Annotated in this window: 18 protein-coding genes; 12 read left to right on the top strand and 6 right to left on the bottom strand. The window is 56.7% G+C overall.

What is annotated here, in order from left to right; genetic code table 11:
• Positions 1 to 49 precede the first annotated feature (49 nt).
• From dnaQ to ACIK7D_RS22625, 5 genes are read right to left on the bottom strand one after another with little or no spacing between them, the layout of a single operon-like run.
• Positions 50 to 748: a DNA polymerase III subunit epsilon gene (gene dnaQ / locus ACIK7D_RS22645; RefSeq protein ID WP_003521153.1), complete on the bottom strand. Its 699-nt coding sequence runs from the start codon at positions 746 to 748 to the stop codon at positions 50 to 52.
• Entirely contained in the window at positions 741 to 1349 is a 609-nt protein-coding gene (gene coaE, locus ACIK7D_RS22640; RefSeq protein WP_400157403.1) for a dephospho-CoA kinase, read from the bottom strand. The genes dnaQ and coaE overlap by 8 nt, the downstream gene beginning before the upstream one ends.
• On the bottom strand, positions 1349 to 2209 hold the full coding sequence (locus ACIK7D_RS22635; RefSeq protein ID WP_400157402.1) for a shikimate dehydrogenase: 861 nt from the start codon (positions 2207 to 2209) through the stop codon (positions 1349 to 1351). The genes coaE and ACIK7D_RS22635 overlap by 1 nt, the downstream gene beginning before the upstream one ends.
• Positions 2202 to 2801 carry a Maf-like protein gene (locus tag ACIK7D_RS22630; RefSeq protein WP_137452571.1) on the bottom strand — a complete coding sequence of 200 codons (600 nt, stop codon included), beginning with the start codon at positions 2799 to 2801 and terminating at the stop codon, positions 2202 to 2204. Before ACIK7D_RS22630 ends, ACIK7D_RS22635 begins: the two co-directional genes overlap by 8 nt.
• Before the next feature lie 31 nt (positions 2802 to 2832).
• Positions 2833 to 3654 (bottom strand): pyruvate, water dikinase regulatory protein, encoded by an 822-nt coding sequence (locus tag ACIK7D_RS22625; RefSeq protein WP_003521149.1) that lies wholly within the window; start codon positions 3652 to 3654, stop codon positions 2833 to 2835.
• Between the two features lie 408 nt (positions 3655 to 4062).
• Between ACIK7D_RS22625 and hemE the strand changes: the two genes are divergently transcribed.
• From hemE to ACIK7D_RS22585, 8 genes are all read left to right on the top strand, one after another.
• Positions 4063 to 5097: a uroporphyrinogen decarboxylase gene (hemE, locus tag ACIK7D_RS22620; protein WP_400157401.1), complete on the top strand. Its 1035-nt coding sequence runs from the start codon at positions 4063 to 4065 to the stop codon at positions 5095 to 5097.
• The gene (gene hemJ / locus ACIK7D_RS22615) at positions 5094 to 5639 is read left to right on the top strand and encodes a protoporphyrinogen oxidase HemJ (protein WP_400157400.1); all 546 of its coding nucleotides are present in this window, start codon (positions 5094 to 5096) and stop codon (positions 5637 to 5639) included. The genes hemE and hemJ overlap by 4 nt, the downstream gene beginning before the upstream one ends.
• A gap of 186 nt (positions 5640 to 5825) precedes the next feature.
• On the top strand, positions 5826 to 7091 hold the full coding sequence (gene rho / locus ACIK7D_RS22610; protein ID WP_004444236.1) for a transcription termination factor Rho: 1266 nt from the start codon (positions 5826 to 5828) through the stop codon (positions 7089 to 7091).
• 86 nt (positions 7092 to 7177) lie between these two features.
• Positions 7178 to 8509: a tRNA uridine-5-carboxymethylaminomethyl(34) synthesis GTPase MnmE gene (gene mnmE, locus ACIK7D_RS22605; RefSeq protein WP_400157399.1), complete on the top strand. Its 1332-nt coding sequence runs from the start codon at positions 7178 to 7180 to the stop codon at positions 8507 to 8509.
• Between the two features lie 63 nt (positions 8510 to 8572).
• Positions 8573 to 10456: a tRNA uridine-5-carboxymethylaminomethyl(34) synthesis enzyme MnmG gene (mnmG, locus tag ACIK7D_RS22600; RefSeq protein WP_400157398.1), complete on the top strand. Its 1884-nt coding sequence runs from the start codon at positions 8573 to 8575 to the stop codon at positions 10454 to 10456.
• 11 nt (positions 10457 to 10467) lie between these two features.
• Positions 10468 to 11085: a 16S rRNA (guanine(527)-N(7))-methyltransferase RsmG gene (rsmG, locus tag ACIK7D_RS22595; RefSeq protein WP_400157397.1), complete on the top strand. Its 618-nt coding sequence runs from the start codon at positions 10468 to 10470 to the stop codon at positions 11083 to 11085.
• Positions 11086 to 11104: 19 nt separating this feature from the next.
• Positions 11105 to 11899: a ParA family protein gene (locus tag ACIK7D_RS22590; RefSeq protein WP_003521142.1), complete on the top strand. Its 795-nt coding sequence runs from the start codon at positions 11105 to 11107 to the stop codon at positions 11897 to 11899.
• 30 nt (positions 11900 to 11929) lie between these two features.
• Entirely contained in the window at positions 11930 to 12811 is an 882-nt protein-coding gene (locus ACIK7D_RS22585; RefSeq protein WP_003505321.1) for a ParB/RepB/Spo0J family partition protein, read from the top strand.
• A gap of 61 nt (positions 12812 to 12872) precedes the next feature.
• On the opposite strand, the gene ACIK7D_RS22580 is transcribed toward ACIK7D_RS22585, so the two are convergent.
• Positions 12873 to 13085, bottom strand: coding sequence for a DUF1674 domain-containing protein (locus tag ACIK7D_RS22580; RefSeq protein WP_400157396.1), 213 nt, complete (start codon positions 13083 to 13085; stop codon positions 12873 to 12875).
• Between the two features lie 116 nt (positions 13086 to 13201).
• Here ACIK7D_RS22580 and htpX point away from each other — a divergent pair, with 116 nt between their 5' ends.
• From htpX to purH, 4 genes are all read left to right on the top strand, one after another.
• Positions 13202 to 14167, top strand: a complete 966-nt coding sequence (gene htpX, locus ACIK7D_RS22575; RefSeq protein ID WP_003520211.1) for a zinc metalloprotease HtpX — start codon at positions 13202 to 13204, stop codon at positions 14165 to 14167.
• The gene (locus ACIK7D_RS22570) at positions 14164 to 15549 is read left to right on the top strand and encodes an RsmB/NOP family class I SAM-dependent RNA methyltransferase (protein WP_400157395.1); all 1386 of its coding nucleotides are present in this window, start codon (positions 14164 to 14166) and stop codon (positions 15547 to 15549) included. Before htpX ends, ACIK7D_RS22570 begins: the two co-directional genes overlap by 4 nt.
• A gap of 125 nt (positions 15550 to 15674) precedes the next feature.
• A complete protein-coding gene (locus ACIK7D_RS22565) occupies positions 15675 to 17342 on the top strand; it encodes a heparinase II/III family protein (protein ID WP_164865387.1) in 1668 nt (555 codons plus the stop codon).
• A gap of 152 nt (positions 17343 to 17494) precedes the next feature.
• The gene (gene purH, locus ACIK7D_RS22560; protein WP_400157394.1) at positions 17495 to 19111 is read left to right on the top strand and encodes a bifunctional phosphoribosylaminoimidazolecarboxamide formyltransferase/IMP cyclohydrolase; all 1617 of its coding nucleotides are present in this window, start codon (positions 17495 to 17497) and stop codon (positions 19109 to 19111) included.
• The last annotated feature ends 52 nt before the right edge of the window (positions 19112 to 19163 follow it).

Below are 19163 nucleotides of genomic sequence, written 5' to 3'. Positions count from 1 at the left end.
CCGGGTTTTTCTTTGACGGCATTCACCGTTTCCGGTGCCTGGACAGGTATCAATTCTGGTAACGGTTCCAGATCGCCTTGTCGCCCATGCCGAGAACGAGTTTGCCATGGGCCGCAACCGTTTCCGCATCCAGCCTTGAGGGCAGAGCCCGCGGCCTTTGCAGCGGCTCAAGCGGAACGTCTTCCTCGACGATGATGGTTTCCTGCTTGGCGGCGGAACCGAAACCGAGCGCTGTCTGGCGCCCGCCGATCATTTCAATATAAACTTCGGCGAGCAGTTCGGAGTCGAGTAGCGCGCCGTGCTTGGTACGGTGGGAATTGTCGATGCCGTAACGCCGGCAAAGCGCGTCGAGTGAGTTCGGTCCCATCGGGTGCTTGCGACGGGCGAGCGAAAGTGTATCCGTCACCAGATCGGCAGCGACCGGTTCAATACCGAGACGGGCAAATTCCGCATTGATGAAGCCCATGTCGAATGTGGCGTTATGCGCTACCCACCGCGCACCCTCGAAGAAGTCACGAATCTGGTCAACGACCTCGGCGAATTTGGGTTTATCCTTCAGAAACTCGTCGGTAATCCCGTGAACGGCAAGTGCGTCGGGGTGAACCTTGCGATCTTCCGGGCTGATGTAGAGATGCAGCGTGCGGCCCGTGGGAAAGTGGTTGATCAGCTCGATGCCGCCGATTTCAATCACGCGGTCCAGCTTCGATTCCAGTCCCGTGGTTTCCGTATCGAAAATGATCTCACGCATTCGTCTCTCCGCGGCGCGACTCAGCGGCCAGTTTCTGCAGAATCTCTCTTACCTGATCCCGTGCCGCTTCGACACCATTTCCGGAATCGACGATAAAATCGGCACGGCGGCGTTTTTCGGCGTCGGGCATCTGCCGGGCGAGGATCATTTCGAATTTCTCTTCCGTCATTCCCGGCCGGGACAGAACCCGCTCGCGCTGAATCTGCGGCGCGCAACTGACGACAACGACTTTATCGACGCGGCTTTCCGCCCCGGTTTCGAACAGCAGAGGAATGTCGAGGAGGGCGAATTGCCGATCCTCTTTCCTTGCCTGCTCCAGAAAAGCCTCCTGCCTTCCGCGCACCAGCGGATGCACGATCTCTTCCAGTCTGCTAAAATTAGCCGGATTCTGCCGCAAGACCTCACCGAGTCTCTGCCTGTCCACCGTGCCGGAAACGGTTGTGCCCGGAAAGGCCGCCTCGATCAGCGGAACGGCTTCCGCCCGGTAAAGCCCGTGCACGACCTCATCCGAATCGAGAACCGGAACCCCCTCCCCGGCAAACAACTTTGCCGTCGTCGTTTTTCCCATTCCTATCGAGCCGGTGAGACCGATGACGATCATCAATGTTTCTCCATATCCTCGATGATGAGAGAACGCAGGGCCTCATCGACCTCCGGCATTTTGCCGAACCATCGCTTGAAACCGGGTTTTGCCTGATGGAGCAGCATGCCGAGTCCGTCGACGGTTGCGATGCCCTGCTCTTCCGCCATTTTCAGGATCGGGGTTTTCAACGGCACATAAACGATATCGGTTACAATGGCCTGATCTGCCAGCGGCGAGAAATCGATATGTGGTGCTTCCGTTCCATCCATGCCGAGCGACGTCGTATTCACGAAAAGCCCGGCACCCTGCATGACCTCATGAAGTGCTGCCTGGGGATGGGCAAAAACCCGCGGCCCAAAACGGTCGGCCAGTTCGCGCGCGCGTTCGACGGTACGGTTGAGAACATGGATTTCGGCGATACCGCGATCACGCAGCGACTGAATGACCGCCCGACTTGCGCCGCCGGCACCCAGAACCACTGCCCGCTCTGTCCTGTCCCAGCCCGGACGCCGCTCATCGAGATTGGAGACGAAACCATAACCATCCGTATTGGTGGCGTGAAGCTCGCCCTCCTCCATCCAGACAGTGTTGGCGGCACCGAGTTCTTCCACCAGAGCATCTGGTCTGTCTGCCAGCCGATAAGCCGCTTCCTTATGGGGAATGGTGACATTGCCGCCGACGGCCGTGCCTGGCCTACCCTGCTTCAGTGTTGCAATGAAATTCGCGAAATCGTCCGGAGAGATTTCCACCGCCTTATAGGAACCGGCAATGCCGAATTTCCTCAGCCAATAGGAATGGATAATCGGCGATCGAGAATGCTTGATCGGATAGCCGACAACGAAGGCGTTTATGGTTAATGTTTCACGTGAATCAGCCATCGATGACATCCATGTCGCGCAGTTTCGATAAAAGCGGCAGAAGCGGCAGGCCGAGAATCGTGAAATAATCGCCCTCGATAGAGGTGAATAGCTGGATTCCCTCTCCTTCGAGCTGATACGCGCCGACGCTGCTCAGGGCCTTTTCTCCCACCCGTTGCAGGTGGCGGGAGACAAATTCGGCGCTCAAAGTCCGAACGGTCAGCTCGGCGCTGGAAACGATCTGCCATACCACCTCACCATGTCGGACGAGAACGGCAGCGCTGTTCAGGCGATGGACCTTGCCGGACAATGACAGCAGATGCGCTTCGGCCTCGGCCATGGTTTTTGGCTTGTGATAGACGCGGGCGCCGAGCGCCATGGTCTGGTCGCAGCCGAGAACCAGTGCTTCCGGATAAAGCGCACCGATCGCAAGAGCCTTGGCCCTGGCGAGTTCCAGCGCAACCTCTTCCGGACTGGCGCCGTCTCGTTCCAGTTGTTCATCGAGCGCACGCTCGTCAATATCCGCCGGGATGGCCGAAAATGTCAGCCCTGCATTGCGCATCAGCATCTGGCGGGATGCGCTGGACGAGGCGAGGATCAATTCTTGTTGCATCGACTGTCTGCTCCGAATGGTGCGATTCGGATTATCGTGTCCTCGAACGAAGGGCAAGGATCGCCGCCGCCGTTTCCTCGATGGAGCGGCGCGTGACATCGATCAGCGGCCAATTGTTGCGGGCGCAGAGCGCTCGTGCATATTTCAGCTCTTCCATGATGGTGGCCCGATCCGTGTATCGGCCGCTGTCAAATCCGCCCGTCGCGCCGAGTTCCCGGTTTTCACGCACCTGCGATATCCGGTCCGATGTTGCGACCAGCCCGACGATCAGCGGCCGCGTGGCCGCATAGAGGCTGTCGGGCAAAGGCACATTGGGAACGACCGGTATATTGGCGGTCTTTATCCCCCTGTTGGCGAGATAGATGCTGGTCGGTGTTTTTGAGGTGCGGCTGATGCCGATGATGACGATATCAGCCTCGTCATAGGTCTCGGGCATTTGCCCGTCATCATGATCCATGGCGAAATTGAGCGCCTCGATCCGGGCGAAATAATCCGCATTCAAGGCATGTTGCGCGCCCACCCGCCGTCTGGACGGCGCACCTAAATAGGTCTGGAAGATGCCGATGATGGGTTCAAGGACATTCACGCAGGGCACCCCGATCGCATGGCACCGCAGATCCAGAAACTCGGCCAGCTGCTGGTCGACGATCGTATAGAGAACGATGCCCGGTTCCTTGTCGATGAGATCGACGACCTGCGCGAGCTGCTTCTGGTTTCGAATCATCGGATAGACATGTTCCACCGGCATGGAGGCGTGGAACTGGGCCGAAACGGCCCGACCGGCCGACATCAGAGTCTCTCCCGTTGAGTCCGAAATCAGGTGCAGATGGAAGAAGCTTTTTTTGTTCTCCACGCTGTTTTTCTCCCGCTGTTGATAAACCGGGACAAATCTCCGAATTGTCCTGCGGGTCGAACCGCGACGTGAATAAAGTGGTGTTTTTCCACAATCCGCAAGCGACTTCAATCGTCTCCGATGTGCTTGTGAATTGTTGGAAGAATGCGAAACCGTTCAAAATTTTCCCCAGATTATCCACAATCTTCCTGTTTTTCTGGGTCGCCATAAATAACTGAAATTATTTATAAAACTCCTATTTTCCAGATTATTCAAAAACCAGCGGGCCGACAACATCCGCAGGCACGCTTGAAACTTTGCGGCTGCGGCATTTCGACTGGAATGATTTTAATCCTTGCTACCCACAGACTCTAAGAAATAGAAAATCTTTTAAATCTCTTTGATTTTATTTTTTAGAAGCTGGGTGCCATGAGCGAACGCAAGGTTATGACGGTGTTGAACGGGCAGACGGTCACACCGCCGCCCATATGGCTGATGCGACAGGCTGGGCGTTATCTTCCCGAGTACAGGGAAACGCGAAAGAGCGCCGGTAGTTTCCTCGATCTCTGTTATAATCCCGAACTGGCGACCGAGGTGACCCTTCAGCCCATTCGTCGGTTCGGGCTGGATGCTGCCATTCTCTTTTCCGATATTCTGGTGATACCCGATGCGCTTCACCGCAACGTGTCTTTCAGCGAAGGAAAAGGTCCGGCCATGGACCCAATCGATGTCAGCGGTATCGAGAAGCTGGACGCCGCAAATGTCATGGCGCATCTTTCTCCCGTTTTCGAAACCGTTTCCCGTCTGCGTACCTCTTTGCCCGATGAAACGACGCTTCTCGGTTTCTGCGGCGCGCCGTGGACGGTTGCGACTTATATGATCGCCGGACACGGAACGCCGGATCAGGCCCCGGCGCGGCTGTTCGGTTATCAGGAGCCGGCCGCCATGGAAAAGCTGCTGGCTTTCCTCGCCGACGTTTCCGCCGATTACCTGGTGGCGCAGATCGATGCAGGTGCGGATGCGGTTCAAATCTTCGATTCCTGGGCCGGCGTGCTCGGTGAGAAGGAATTTGAGGATTATGCGATAAAACCCGTTGCACGCATTATCGCATCGGTGCGCGCCCGTCGGCCTTCGGCAAAAATCATCGCCTTCGCCAAGGGGGCTGGTTATCTTCTCAAGGATTATCGTCGCAAGACGGGCGCCGACGCCATAGGGCTCGACTGGTCGGTGCCGCTGAGCTTTGCAAGAGATCTGCAGAAGGAAGGGCCCGTGCAGGGCAATCTTGACCCCATGCTGATGGTGGCGGGCGGCAGGGCGCTGCAGGATGGTATAGATGCCGTGCTGCAGGCTCTTGCACAGGGTCCGCTGATCTTCAATCTCGGCCATGGCATCACCCCGCAGGCTGACCCGGAAAACGTCACCCGGCTGGTGCAGCAGGTGCGTGCCGGCGGAGCCGGGGCATGAGCGGCGAAAAACAGACCTCCGCCCGTTCCGGGAACCGGGCCGCTTTGCGCGCCGGCATCGCGCTCGGTGTCTTTGCTGCCTTCGTTGCCCTGTTATTTTATGTCGATCCGGCCGATCTCTATCTCTGGATCAAGGCGCTGCATATCATCGCCGTTATTTCCTGGATGGCGGCGATTTTTTACCTGCCGCGGCTCTTCATCTACCACACCGATGCACCCGCCGGTTCGCAGCAGTCTGAAACCTTCAAGGTGATGGAGCAGCGGCTGATCAAGGTAATCATGAACCCGGCGATGATGATATCCTGGATATTGGGACTTTATCTCGCATGGTCGGTTTATGGTTTTTCCGGCGGCTGGCTGCATGCCAAGATCGCGCTGGTGGTGCTTCTGACCGCGACCCATGTTTATTTCACGCGCAGTGCAAAACGTTTCGCGCGGGATGAAAATACACGGCCTGCCCGTCACTGGCGGTTGATGAACGAGGTTCCGACGGTGCTGATGATCCTCATCGTCATACTTGTGGTTGTGAAACCCTTCGGTTAAGACCGTGCGACGATAAATTTCGCGGAATTCGTGCTTTCCTCTTGCAGCGGCCGTGTTCAATCGCTATTTTCGGGCCACTCATCTTCGTGGCATGTGAATTATTCAGTCATCTGCGGTATCTCCCACAGCATCTGATTCGCGAACACGCCCTCCCCCGACATTACATTATCAAACGGTCTTCTCTTCATGGCTGAAATGAAGCTTCAGGAACTTAAGAGCAAATCGCCTACCGACTTGCTGACTTTTGCCGAATCCCTGGAAGTTGAAAATGCGAGCACCATGCGCAAGCAGGAGCTCATGTTCGCAATCCTCAAGGTTCTCGCGAGCCAGGACATCGAAATCATCGGCGAGGGCGTCGTTGAAGTCCTGCAGGACGGTTTCGGGTTCCTGCGATCCGCAAATGCAAACTATCTGCCCGGTCCGGACGATATCTATATCTCGCCCTCGCAGATCCGCCGCTTCTCGCTTAAAACCGGTGATACGGTCGAAGGCCCGATCCGCGGCCCCAAGGAAGGCGAACGTTATTTCGCGCTTCTCAAGGTCAATACGATCAATTTCGACGATCCGGAAAAGATCCGCCACAAGGTTCACTTCGACAATCTGACGCCGCTTTATCCGAATGAGCGCTTCAAGATGGAACTGGATGTTCCGACCTCGAAGGACCTGTCGTCGCGTGTGATCGATCTCGTTGCGCCGCTCGGCAAGGGTCAGCGCGGATTGATCGTGGCGCCGCCGCGTACCGGTAAGACCGTTCTGTTGCAGAACATCGCCCATTCCATCACGGCAAACCATCCGGAATGCTACCTGATCGTTCTCCTGATCGATGAACGTCCGGAAGAAGTGACCGACATGCAGCGTTCCGTGAAGGGGGAGGTTGTCTCCTCCACCTTCGACGAACCCGCTGTCCGTCACGTGCAGGTCGCCGAGATGGTCATCGAAAAGGCGAAGCGTCTGGTCGAACACGGCCGTGACGTCGTCATCCTGCTTGATTCGATCACACGTCTCGGCCGCGCGTATAATACGGTTGTTCCCTCCTCCGGTAAGGTTCTGACGGGTGGTGTGGATGCCAATGCCCTGCAGCGTCCGAAGCGTTTCTTCGGCGCCGCTCGTAATATCGAAGAAGGCGGTTCGCTGACCATTATCGCAACCGCGCTGATCGATACCGGCAGCCGTATGGATGAAGTCATCTTTGAAGAATTCAAGGGTACCGGTAACTCGGAAATCGTGCTCGACCGCAAGGTTGCCGATAAGCGCATCTTCCCGGCACTGGATATTCTGAAATCCGGTACGCGTAAGGAAGACCTGCTGGTGCCGCGTCAGGATCTGCAGAAGATTTTCGTTCTTCGCCGTATTCTCGCGCCGATGGGTACGATGGACGCCATCGAGTTCCTCATCGACAAGCTGAAGCAGACCAAGAATAATTCCGATTTCTTCGAATCGATGAATACCTGATCCGAACTTTAGCCGGATTCATCATAAGAGCTTTAAAGCCGTATCCGTTTATTCGGATGCGGCTTGACTGTTTTAGACCGAGGTGAATGATGCCAGCTTCCGCCGATACGATCTATGCGCTTTCCAGCGGTGCGCTGCCGGCGGGTGTTGCTGTTCTGAGGATCAGTGGCTCCAAGGCTTTCCATGCCCTAGAGATGTTGACGGGCCGGGAACTTCCTTCACCCCGAAAGGCTACGCTCTGCTCGATTCGGAATCGAAACGATGAGATCATCGACCAGACGCTGGTAATAGTCTTTCCAGCTCCAAATTCTTTCACGGGTGAACATTGCGTTGAAATTCATAGCCATGGCAGTCGCGCGGTCATGGCTTCGATTTTCGCCGAACTGGAAAATCTTGAGGGACTTCGGCCTGCCGATGCCGGTGAATTCTCTCGTAGAGCCTTCGAGAATGGGAAGATGGATTTGCTTGAGGTCGAAGGCCTCGCCGATCTGTTGCAGGCCGAAACGGAAATGCAGCGACGGTTGGCGGTAGAGCAGAGTACCGGTAAATTGTCGGCACTCTATGACGGCTGGGCCAGCCGCCTGACGCGCGCTCGCGCTCTCATCGAAGCGGAACTGGATTTTGCCGACGAGGAGGACGTTCCAGATTCCGTGGCGGCTCAAGTTTGGGAAGCCATGGCGCTTCTCAAAAAGGAAATCCGTGATCATCTCCAGGGCGGCGAAAGCGGCGAAATCATTCGCGACGGATTCAAGGTCGCTCTCGTCGGTGAACCGAATGCAGGCAAATCCACTCTTCTGAACGCCCTTAGCGGCCGCGATGTTGCTATCGTTACCGATATTGCCGGTACCACGAGAGATGTCTTGAGCGTCGATGTCAATCTGGAAGGATATCTGGTCCGGATATTCGATACGGCAGGAATACGGGAAACACAGGATGTTGTGGAGCTAGAAGGCGTGAGGCGCGCGGTTCTGACAGCGGAAACAGCAGATCTCATTCTGCTGCTGCAGGATAAGGATTCGTTTCCGAAACAATCTCTAGAATCGTTTAAGAACCGGAGCTATTTACGGGTTAGAACGAAAACGGCGCTCAATTCCCCTGTCTTGGATGATGGATTTGATTTGTCTATCTCAGCCAAGGAAGGAATAGGCTTGAACGAACTGCGTTCGATACTGAAGCAGGAGATAGAAAAGCGCGTCGGCGCCGGCCAGACTTTGGTTCCCGCGCGCGCCAGGCATAAAAAACGACTTGAAGAGACGCTGAACTATGTTAGTGATGCGCTCAATTCCGGGACCCTGGACCTTGCGATAAGGTCGGAATATTTAAGGCTCGCCGCGACATCGCTCGGACGGATTACGGGTCGCGTTGATGTGGAAGATTTGCTCGGCGTGATCTTCTCGGAATTCTGCATAGGAAAATGATTCACGTGAAACATCGACGGCCGGGGCGGTGATGTCGATGCTGATAGAACAGGGCGCAAGGATATGCACCATTCATTCGATGTCGTTGTTATTGGCGGCGGCCACGCGGGCAGCGAAGCCGCGGCCGCCGCTGCAAGGCATGGTGCAAGAACCGCCCTTGTTACTCACAAGCGTGAGACGATTGGCGTCATGTCCTGCAACCCTGCTATCGGCGGTCTGGGCAAGGGGCACCTCGTTCGGGAAATCGATGCACTGGATGGCTTGATGGGTCGGGTTGCCGATGCAGCTGGCATCCAGTTCCGCATGCTCAATCGCAAAAAGGGACCGGCCGTCCGCGGTCCGCGCACACAAGCCGACCGGCGGCTCTACCGCGAAGCCATGCAGCGTGAGATCGATGCTATTGAAAACCTGACCATCATTGAAGGTGATGCTTTCGATATTGAGATGGCAGATGATCGCGTCGCAGCCGTTATCATGAAGAACGGTAGCCGGATTCCTTGTGGCGCGGTTGTGCTGACGAGTGGCACCTTCCTGCGCGGTCTCATTCATATCGGTTCCGAAAAGATTCCGGCGGGGCGCGTGGGAGAAATGCCGTCTGTTGGCCTCTCAGACACTCTCGCGAGACTGGGTCTCGTTATGGGTCGCCTGAAAACCGGCACCCCTGCCCGACTGGACGGACGCACGATTGACTGGAACGCGGTGGATCGGCAGGCTGCCGATGAGGATCCTGTCCCTTTTTCCTTCATGACGGATCGTATTCTCAATCCGCAAATAGAATGTGGCGTAACTCGCACTACTCCGGCTGGCCATAAGATCATTCAGGACAATATTCATCTGTCGGCGATGTATTCGGGACAGATCGAGGGGGTGGGTCCGCGTTATTGCCCGTCGATTGAGGATAAAATCACCCGTTTCGGTGAACGGGACGGTCATCAGATATTCCTCGAGCCGGAAGGTCTAGACGATCACACCATTTATCCAAACGGCATATCGACCTCTCTTCCCGCTTCCGTGCAGGAACAATTTATCCGAACTATACCGGGCCTTGAACAGGTGACGATCCTGCAGCCGGGTTACGCGATCGAATATGACTATGTCGATCCGCGCGAGCTGAAGCCGTCGCTGGAATGCCGCAAGATTCCGGGATTGTTTCTGGCCGGCCAGATTAATGGCACGACGGGTTATGAAGAAGCGGGCGCTCAGGGTCTCGTTGCAGGCTTGAATGCATCGCTTTATGCGGGCAATGCGGATCCCGTCTATTTTAGCCGAACCGAGTCTTATATCGGCGTCATGATTGATGACCTGACATCGAAGGGCGTCAGCGAGCCCTACCGCATGTTTACGTCCAGAGCGGAGTATCGTCTATCCCTGCGCGTGGACAATGCGGATCTGCGGCTTACACCAGTTGGCCAGATGGCTGGAATTGTCGGCCGTGCACGGCAGGAACGCTTCGCAAATTTCATTTCCGATCTGGATCGCGGTCGAGAGCTGATGAAGGCGATTTCCATCAGCCCATCCCAGGCGGCGAAGCAGGGGTTGAAACTTAATCAGGACGGCCAACGCCGGTCCGTTTATGAATTGCTGGCCTATCCGGATATGACTCTCGAAGTCCTTACCGAACATTGGCCGGAATTGGGCGCCCTTGACGGAAAAGTTGCCGAGGTCTTGCAGATCGAGGCGAGTTATGCGGTCTATATGCAGAGGCAGAGCGCTGATATCGTTGATATCAAACGGGATGAAGACAGAAAAATCCCTGATGACTTTGATTTTAAGAGTCTGTCCGGCCTTTCCAACGAGCTTAAACAAAAGCTGGAAAAAGCCCGTCCTGAGAATATTGCCCAGGCCGCGCGTGTTGACGGCATGACGCCGGCTGCGATATCGCTGCTGCTCGCACTTCTGCGGAAAGATTCCGCAACGCGAAGTGAAAAATTACGCATGCACCAATAGCGAGTCGGATTATGAAGATAAACGGCCAGAGTGTTTCACGTGAAACACAGGAAAGGCTCGAACATTTTGTCGAGCTTTTCAAGAAGTGGAACAGAACCACAAATCTGGTAGCGCCTTCCACTCTCGCCGAGCTTTGGAACCGGCATGTGGCCGACAGCGCGCAAATATTCCAACTCTCTCCGGAGCCAAAAAAGTGGATTGATCTTGGAAGCGGCGGCGGATTCCCCGGTGTTGTCACCGCGATTTTTCTGGCGGAGCTTGGCGACGGTTGGGTCGATCTGGTCGAAAGCAATAATAAAAAGGCGGCATTCTTGCGAATTGCACTGAAGGAAACCGGTGCAAGAGGTGCAGTTCATCCCGTCAGGATCGAAGCAGCACCGGAAATCATCAAAAATTGCGACGCTGTTTCAGCGCGTGCACTCGCCGAACTGGATCTACTTTTCGACTATATTCATCCGTGGGCGCAGAATAATCCGAATCTCAAGGCCTATTTTAATAAAGGCCGGGATTATGATTCTGAAGTGCAGAAAGCACATGGTCGCTGGGAGTTTGATCTGGTAAAACACCAGAGTGCCATTGAGGCAGATTCTGTTGTTCTTGAAATCAGCAACCTCGCTTTGAGGCGCTGACGAGCTGGCCAGGTGCGGCATGACTTTGGAAAAAAACCGGATTATCGCAGTTGCAAACCAGAAAGGCGGCGTTGGTAAAACAACAACCGCCATCAATCTGGCTACCGCGCTGGCGGCTATTGGTGAGCGCGTACTGATCGTGGATCTGGACCCGCAGGGTAATGCGAGTACCGGACTTGGAATCGACCGCAAGGAGCGCAAGCTTTCGTCCTATGATCTTCTGGTGGGGGATCATGGAGTAGCGGAAGTTGCTGTTCCGACCGCCGTTCCCAATCTCGACATCGTGCCTTCCACGATGGATTTGCTTGGTTTCGAGATGCAGGTCGCGAATGTTTCCAACCGCGTTTTCCTGCTGCGTGCGGCAATGGAGACGCAGGAAGCCAGAGGCTACTCGTATATTCTCGTCGACTGCCCCCCTTCTTTCAATCTTTTGACGATGAATGCCATGACGGCCGCACATTCCGTGCTCGTGCCGCTGCAATGCGAGTTCTTTGCGCTGGAGGGTCTTAGCCAGTTGCTGGATACGGTCAGTCAGATTCGTGGATCGGTGAACCCGCAGCTCGATATACAGGGCATTGTCCTTACAATGTTCGATGCGCGAAATAATCTTGCACAGCAGGTTGTTTCCGATGTGCGCACGCATCTGGGCGAAAAGGTTTACCACACGCTCATTCCACGCAATGTGCGTGTTTCCGAAGCGCCGTCCTATGGTAAACCGGCAATTCTCTATGATCTGAAATGTGCCGGCAGCCAGGCCTATCTGCAACTGGCGTCCGAAGTGATTCAGAGAGAGCGTCTGCGTAAAGCCGCCTGACGTTTGCCGGAATGTATGGAGTAATATCTTATGAGTGATGATCTTTCCAAGCGTCGGCTGGGGCGCGGTCTTGCCGCATTGATCGGAGAAATGGACCAGCCTGTGCCGGTGGGTGAGCCCCAGCGCGCTGTTAACGCTGATCGTACCATCCCCATCGAATTCATCGCTCGCAGCCAGAGAAACCCGCGACGTCACTTCGACGAGAATGAGCTGCAGGATCTTGCCGCCTCCATTCGTCAGCATGGAATAGTTCAGCCTGTGGTCGTGCGAACGGTCGGAGTCAACCGCTACGAGATTATTGCGGGTGAGAGGCGTTGGCGTGCAGCGCAACTGGCGGGCTTTACCGATGTTCCCGTCATTGTTCGCGATGTGGATGACCGCACGGCGCTGGAACTGGCGATTGTCGAAAACGTACAGCGTTCCGACCTCAATCCGCTCGAAGAAGCGATGGGGTATGAGCAGCTGATCGCCGAACACGGCTATACGCAGAATGATCTCGGCGAAATCATCGGCAAGAGCCGAAGCCACGTTGCCAATAGCCTGCGGCTTTTGAAGCTTCCCGATCCGGTGCGGGATATGCTGGCGGATGGCTCGCTCTCCGCAGGTCATGCCCGTGCGCTTGTTTCCACCTCCGATCCGGCGACGCTTGCTAAAACAATCGTATCCAAGGGACTTTCGGTGCGTGATGCCGAGCGCCTGGCGCAGAACGATATCAAATCGCAGGGCGATGTCGCGGAGAAGCGACCTGCTGCGGAGAAGGATTCCGATACGATCGCGCTCGAACGCAGCCTGTCCGATGCTCTCGGGCTGGATGTGAAAATCAGCCACAAGGGCGGATCGGGTCAAATCCGTATCGGTTATCGCACATTGGAACAGCTTGAAGCGGTATGCCGGCTTCTCGAGCAGAAATAAGTAACTATTTGTTTTAAAATATAAAATACCCGCCTTTGGCGGGTATTTTTATTTACGGCGCTCAAAAATCGATGGCCCGGCCTTTTATTTCGTAATCGCCGAAACGCACGGGTTCGGCGCCGCCGCGGCCGCCGGTTTCCGGCGGCAACTGGAGATCGGTCTGTTGTTTGCGCCGCTCGTCCGCTTCTTTCAACGCTCGCTGCGCGGCGGGCGAAAGTCGCTTTACACTTTCCGCGCCACTGTCTGTGGCGTTGTCATTATCCGCATTCTGCATGAAATCCTCCCTATGACGGGATATTGAAATACGTTTGCCGCTTACCAGATTATATAATCTGAGGGGCTTTATAAACCCCGGAATATTCCCGGTGAGTGACAAGGAGAGTTTAACGGATGAACATGATGCGCACGGCAATGCTTCTGGCCTTCATGACCGCATTGTTCATGGGTGTCGGTTTTCTGATCGGCGGCAAGGGCGGCATGATGATCGCCCTGGTCATCGCAGCCGGTATGAATATTTTTTCCTACTGGAACTCTGACAAGATGGTTCTCTCCGCCTATCATGCGCGGGAGATCGACGAGGCGAATGCGCCCGAATTTTTTCACATGATCCGCGACCTGTCGCAGAATGCCGGTCTGCCAATGCCGAAAGTCTATATTTACGATAGCCCGCAACCCAATGCCTTCGCGACCGGGCGGAATCCGCAGAACGCCGCTGTTGCCGCTTCGACAGGACTGCTGGAGCGTCTGACGCCCGAGGAAGTGGCCGGTGTCATGGCGCATGAGCTAGCGCATGTGCAGAACCGGGACACGCTGACCATGACAATCACCGCCACGTTGGCGGGCGCCATCTCCATGCTCGGCAATTTTGCCTTCTTCTTTGGCGGTAACCGGGAGAATAACAATAACCCGCTCGGCTTTATCGGCGTGCTGGTCGCGATGATCGTGGCGCCGCTGGCAGCGATGCTGGTGCAGATGGCGATCAGCCGCACGCGGGAATATTCCGCCGACCGGCGCGGCGCGGAAATATGCGGCAACCCGCTCTGGCTTGCTTCCGCCCTGCAGAAGATTTCAGGCATGGCGCAGCGCATTCACAATGACGATGCCGAGCGCAACCCGGCAACGGCGCATATGTTCATCATCAATCCGCTTTCTGGCGAGCGCATGGACAATCTCTTCTCCACGCATCCGAATACGGAAAACCGCGTGGCGGCGCTGCATGCGATGGCGCAGGAGTTTTCCCCGCGAGGATCGACGCCGCCGCCATCGGGTGATAGACCTCTGCGCAAATCAGGCTCCGTTCCCAAAACAGGCTGGGGACGAGGCAATGAAAACGAGCGCAAGGGGCCGTGGTCTTGACATCCGATATTCAGAATAAGCCGGCGCGGTCCAGAAAACCGAGACCGGCAAATGGGAGGGGCCGTGAAGACGGCCCTTCGTCTTTCCAGGACAAGCCGGGTCTCGCTGCGCGCATTGCCGCCACCCGCATTCTGGCCGCCGTTCTGGAAAAGAAGACCTCGCTGGATGGGATGCTCGACAGCGAAAACGGCAATCCCGTCTATCGAGCCCTGTCGCTTGCCGACCGGGCGCTGGTGAGGGCCATCGTCAACAGCGCGCTTCGCCACCTCCCCCGGATTGAAACGGCATTGTCGATGCTGCTTGATGGGCCGCTGCCGCAGGGCGCGCGATCGCTGCATCACGTTCTTGTCGTCGGTGCGGCGCAGATGCTTTACCTCGATGTGCCGGATCATTCCGCTGTCGATCTCGCCGTTGAGCAGGCTCACCGCGATCCGCGTAACCGGCGTTTCGTCAAGCTGGTGAACGCCGTTCTCCGACGGCTCGGTCGTGAAAAAGCGGATATCGAGAAGGCCGTCGCCAGTGTTCCCGTACTGCCGGACTGGTTCCATGCGCGGCTTGTTTCCGCTTACGGCAATGAGGTTGCGCAAAGGATTTCGGAGGCGCAGCTGACACCCTCCTCGATCGATCTGACAATCAAGGCTGATCCCACTCTCTGGGCGGAAAAACTGGGCGGTACGCTCATGCCAAATGGCAGCGTGCGTCTGGGTGAATTCGAGGGGCAGATCCCATCGCTCGAAGGCTTCGCTGAGGGTGCATGGTGGGTGCAGGATCTCGCCGCGAGCATGCCGGTTCGGCTTATGGGTAATATCGCGGGCAAACGTGTCGCAGATCTCTGTGCTGCTCCTGGCGGTAAGACGGCCCAGCTTGCACTGGCGGGCGCCAATGTGACGGCACTGGATCAGTCCGGTAACCGTCTTCGTCGTCTCAGGGAAAATCTCGACCGACTTGGCCTCCGTGCCGAAACGGTGGAGGCCAATATGCTGAAGTACCAGCCGGAACAGCTTTTTGACGCGGTCCTCCTCGATGCCCCCTGTTCTTCCACCGGGACAATTCGCAAACATCCCGATGTCTGCTGGACCAAGGATGAGAACGATATTGCCAAACTCGCTGCCCTTCAGGGCCAGATGCTGCGGCATGCGCTGACCCTTGTTGGTCCCGGCGGCCTCGTGGTCTTCTCCAATTGCTCCCTCGATCCTTCCGAAGGAGAAGCGATGATTGCCGAGGTTCTGGCGGAAAATCCCGGCGTGGAGCGTGTTGCCGTCCGCCGCGAGGATTGGCCCGGAATGGAAGCGGCCATCAGCCCCAGTGGCGATCTTCGCACGACACCGGACATGTTCGGGGGCGTCGATGGGTTTTTTAGCAGTGTCTTGCGTAAGAAGTAGAAAAAAGCCAAGCTTTCGCGAATCATTAGATATTTATCGAAAACGTTCCGGTCGTCGCGGTTCACTGATAAAAACAAAACATGTGAAACGGGAAACACAGCTTGTTAGGGTCCTTTGCAGGCAGCATGAATGCCGCCGGTCTTCTGTCGCGGATGGCGTATCGTCATCTCTGTGTCGGCCTCACCCCTTTGCGCCTGCATGTGTCGCGATTTGCCACTCGGGCGCCGGACGGTCTGGTGGCGGCGCCGACCGATCTCAGAGCCATCGATCCCTATTTCGCCGAGGAACTGTTGCGGGGCCGCATCGCGCTGGCTGGACGTGTTGTCGAAACCGGCGGAGCTTCGCCATTTCAGGTGGAATATCCCTCGGCGGTCTTTGAAGAACGGCTGCATGCGTTCAGTTGGCTGCGGCATATTCGCTCCGATAAATCGAGCGAGGCCTGCAAACGGGCGCGTCGTATCGTTGCGGAATGGATGGTGCTTCATGGCAAACGGCTTGCAGGCACCGCCTGGTCGCCGGAAATCGCCGCACAAAGGCTGATTGCCTGGCTTTCGCACTCTCCCGTGGTTTTATACGAGGCCGATGCCGGCTTTTATCGCCGGTTCCTGAAAAGCCTCGCCTTTCATGTGCGTTATCTCGAAAGAATCGTCAGACACGCGCCCGATGGCGAAGCGCGGCTGAGGATCAGGATTGCCTTGGCCATGGCTTCCATCGCCATGCCAACGCGCCTTTCGCGGATCACGCGGAACGGTATGAAGCTGGCTCAGGAAATGGAACGCCAGATTCTGCCCGATGGCGGGCATGTTTCCCGCAATCCACGCGTCATGCTGGACCTGCTGCTCGATCTCCTGCCGCTTCGGCAAAGTTATATCAATCTCGGCCATGATCTGCCCTCCGGCCTGGTGCCTGCGATAGACCGCATGTTCCCGGCGATCCGGTTCTTCCGGCATCAGGGCGGCGATCTCGCGCTGTTCAACGGCGCCACGGCGACGCTCGCCAATGAGCTTGTTTCCGTGCTGCGCTATGATGAAACGGCAGGCCGGCCTTCCAAAGTCCTGCCAGACGTGAACTACCATCGGCTTGCGACGGACGACACGGTCATCATTGTGGATACGGGTTATCCCGGCTCGGCGGAGCTTTCACGCAATGCCCATTCGGGTTGCCTGTCTTTCGAAATGTCCTGCGGCAAGAACCGCTTCATCGTCAATTCCGGCTTCCCACGCAACGCCGCGCCGGAATATCAGCGGGCCAGCCGTTCCACGGCGGCGCATTCCACCGTCACGCTTGCGGATACATCATCGTGCAGACTGTCACGCTCGCGGCTGCTTGGTCCGATCATGGTGTCAGGCGTCAGCCATGTCGACAGCCGGCGTGGAACGGATGCAAACGGCAATGACGTTCTCTGGGCGTCTCATGACGGTTATTTGCAGAATTTCGGCTGCTACCATGAGCGGGAAATAGAATTGAATGCGGCCGGTACCAAGATAAAGGGTCGGGATCTGCTTCGGGCCGATGCGAGTGCGGCGAAAACGCAATTGCAGTCGGTCACGGCGGTTTCACGTTTCCATATTCATCCCCACATTCAGATACACCAGCGGGATGAGGAGTCTGTCTATCTGGAGGCAGCGGATGGAACCGTCTGGCTGTTTTCCGCACCCGGGCTCGAGCTTTTCGTCACCGAGGATGTCTTCATGGCCGATGCATCCGGTATGCGCCCGTCGCAGCAGATCGAGCTCCCCTTCAATCTCGCAAATACGCGGGAAATCCGCTGGCTCATCGAACGCCAGGCCTAGACAATTTCCGGCGGTTCCGGTCAAAAACCACCATAGTTTTCACCGTTCGGCATCCCTGCTGTTTATTAATCCGGTAAGCTGTGTTAACGCGGCGGCAATTGCTGGATCAATCCCATTCCAGCCTGTCCTCCCCGTTAAACGGAGTATGCCTGATGGCCGTCGTGTCCAAGAAAATCCCCGCCCCCGATAAGGTCAAAATCCGCACGGCGCTTCTTTCCGTGTCCGATAAGACTGATATTATCGAGCTGGCGACGGTTCTGTCGAAGCTTGGCGTCAAGCTTCTGTCGACCGGTGGAACGGCGAAAGCCATTGCCGAAGCAGGCCTGCCTGTGACGGATGTCTCCGACGTAACGAATTTTCCCGAGATCATGGATGGCCGCGTCAAGACGCTGCATCCCAATGTCCATGGCGGGCTTCTGGCCATCCGGGACGATGCGGAGCATGTCGAGGCAATGAAGGCGCACGGCATCGAGGCGATCGATCTCTCGGTCATCAACCTCTATCCTTTCGAAGAAGTTCGCGCCAAGGGCGGCGATTATCCGACGACGGTGGAAAACATCGATATTGGCGGCCCGGCGATGATCCGCGCTTCCGCCAAGAACCACGCCTATGTCACGGTGGTTACCGATCCGTCTGACTATCCCGATCTGGTTGAAGCCCTGCAGGCCGATGACGGCCAGACATCCTATGCGCTGCGCCAGCGTTTTGCCGCCAAGGCCTATGCCCGCACCGCCGCCTATGATGCGGTGATTTCCAACTGGTTCGCCGAGGCGCTTGCGATCGAAGCGCCGGATTACCGCGCCATCGGCGGCGCGCTGAAGGAAAAGATGCGGTATGGCGAAAACCCGCACCAGAGCGCTGGTTTTTACCTCACCGGCGAAAAGCGTCCTGGCGTCGCAACCGCGACGCTGCTTCAGGGCAAGCAGCTTTCCTATAACAACATCAATGACACCGATGCAGCTTACGAACTCGTGGCGGAATTCCTGCCGGACAATGCGCCGGCAGTCGCCATCATCAAGCACGCCAATCCCTGCGGTGTGGCGACGGGTCCGACACTTGCCGAAGCTTACCGGCGGGCGCTGGCATGCGATTCCGTTTCCGCTTTTGGTGGCGTGATTGCCCTGAACCGTACGCTCGATGCGGAAACGGCGGAAGAAATCGTCAAGCTCTTCACTGAAGTCATCATCGCGCCTGATGTCACCGAAGAAGCCAAGTCCATCATCGCCCGCAAGCCGAACCTGCGCCTTCTGGCCGCCGGCGGCCTGCCTGATCCGCGCGCGGCCGGTATTACCGCAAAGACCGTCTCGGGTGGCCTGCTCGTGCAGAGCCGCGACAATGGCATGGTCGAGGATCTGGACCTCAAGGTCGTCACCAAGCGTGCGCCGACGCCGCAGGAACTTGAAGACATGAAGTTTGCCTTCAAGATCGCCAAGCATGTGAAGTCCAATGCCGTCATTTACGCCAAGGACGGGCAGACCGCTGGCATCGGTGCCGGCCAGATGAGCCGTGTGGATTCGGCCCGTATCGCTGCCCAGAAGGCGGAAGATGCCGCCAAGGCTCTTGGCCTTGCCGAACCGTTGACGCGTGGCTCCGCCGTCGCTTCGGAAGCGTTTTATCCCTTTGCCGACGGCTTGCTCGCCGCGATTGCCGCAGGCGCCACCGCTGTCATCCAGCCGGGCGGCTCCATGCGCGATCAGGAAGTGATCGACGCTGCGAATGAGCATAATGTTGCAATGGTCTTTACCGGCATGCGCCACTTCCGCCACTAAGCGCGGAAACAACCAGGAATAACGAAGGCCCGGAAATCACTTTCCGGGCCTT

Source organism: Agrobacterium sp. P15N1-A (assembly GCF_044626815.1).
In the GTDB taxonomy this organism is placed as follows: domain Bacteria; phylum Pseudomonadota; class Alphaproteobacteria; order Rhizobiales; family Rhizobiaceae; genus Agrobacterium; species Agrobacterium leguminum.
This window is presented reverse-complemented; position numbering and strand designations above follow the sequence as displayed.

Coding starts and splice junctions, on each gene's coding strand:
- dnaQ (WP_003521153.1), bottom strand. CDS start 748: ATGCGTGAGATCATTTTCGATACGGAAACCACGGGACTGGAATCGAAG.
- coaE (WP_400157403.1), bottom strand. CDS start 1,349: ATGATCGTCATCGGTCTCACCGGCTCGATAGGAATGGGAAAAACGACG.
- ACIK7D_RS22635 (WP_400157402.1), bottom strand. CDS start 2,209: ATGGCTGATTCACGTGAAACATTAACCATAAACGCCTTCGTTGTCGGC.
- ACIK7D_RS22630 (WP_137452571.1), bottom strand. CDS start 2,801: ATGCAACAAGAATTGATCCTCGCCTCGTCCAGCGCATCCCGCCAGATG.
- hemE (WP_400157401.1), top strand. CDS start 4,063: ATGAGCGAACGCAAGGTTATGACGGTGTTGAACGGGCAGACGGTCACA.
- hemJ (WP_400157400.1), top strand. CDS start 5,094: ATGAGCGGCGAAAAACAGACCTCCGCCCGTTCCGGGAACCGGGCCGCT.
- rho (WP_004444236.1), top strand. CDS start 5,826: ATGGCTGAAATGAAGCTTCAGGAACTTAAGAGCAAATCGCCTACCGAC.
- mnmE (WP_400157399.1), top strand. CDS start 7,178: ATGATGCCAGCTTCCGCCGATACGATCTATGCGCTTTCCAGCGGTGCG.
- mnmG (WP_400157398.1), top strand. CDS start 8,573: ATGCACCATTCATTCGATGTCGTTGTTATTGGCGGCGGCCACGCGGGC.
- rsmG (WP_400157397.1), top strand. CDS start 10,468: ATGAAGATAAACGGCCAGAGTGTTTCACGTGAAACACAGGAAAGGCTC.
- ACIK7D_RS22590 (WP_003521142.1), top strand. CDS start 11,105: ATGACTTTGGAAAAAAACCGGATTATCGCAGTTGCAAACCAGAAAGGC.
- ACIK7D_RS22585 (WP_003505321.1), top strand. CDS start 11,930: ATGAGTGATGATCTTTCCAAGCGTCGGCTGGGGCGCGGTCTTGCCGCA.
- ACIK7D_RS22580 (WP_400157396.1), bottom strand. CDS start 13,085: ATGCAGAATGCGGATAATGACAACGCCACAGACAGTGGCGCGGAAAGT.
- htpX (WP_003520211.1), top strand. CDS start 13,202: ATGAACATGATGCGCACGGCAATGCTTCTGGCCTTCATGACCGCATTG.
- ACIK7D_RS22565 (WP_164865387.1), top strand. CDS start 15,675: ATGAATGCCGCCGGTCTTCTGTCGCGGATGGCGTATCGTCATCTCTGT.
- purH (WP_400157394.1), top strand. CDS start 17,495: ATGGCCGTCGTGTCCAAGAAAATCCCCGCCCCCGATAAGGTCAAAATC.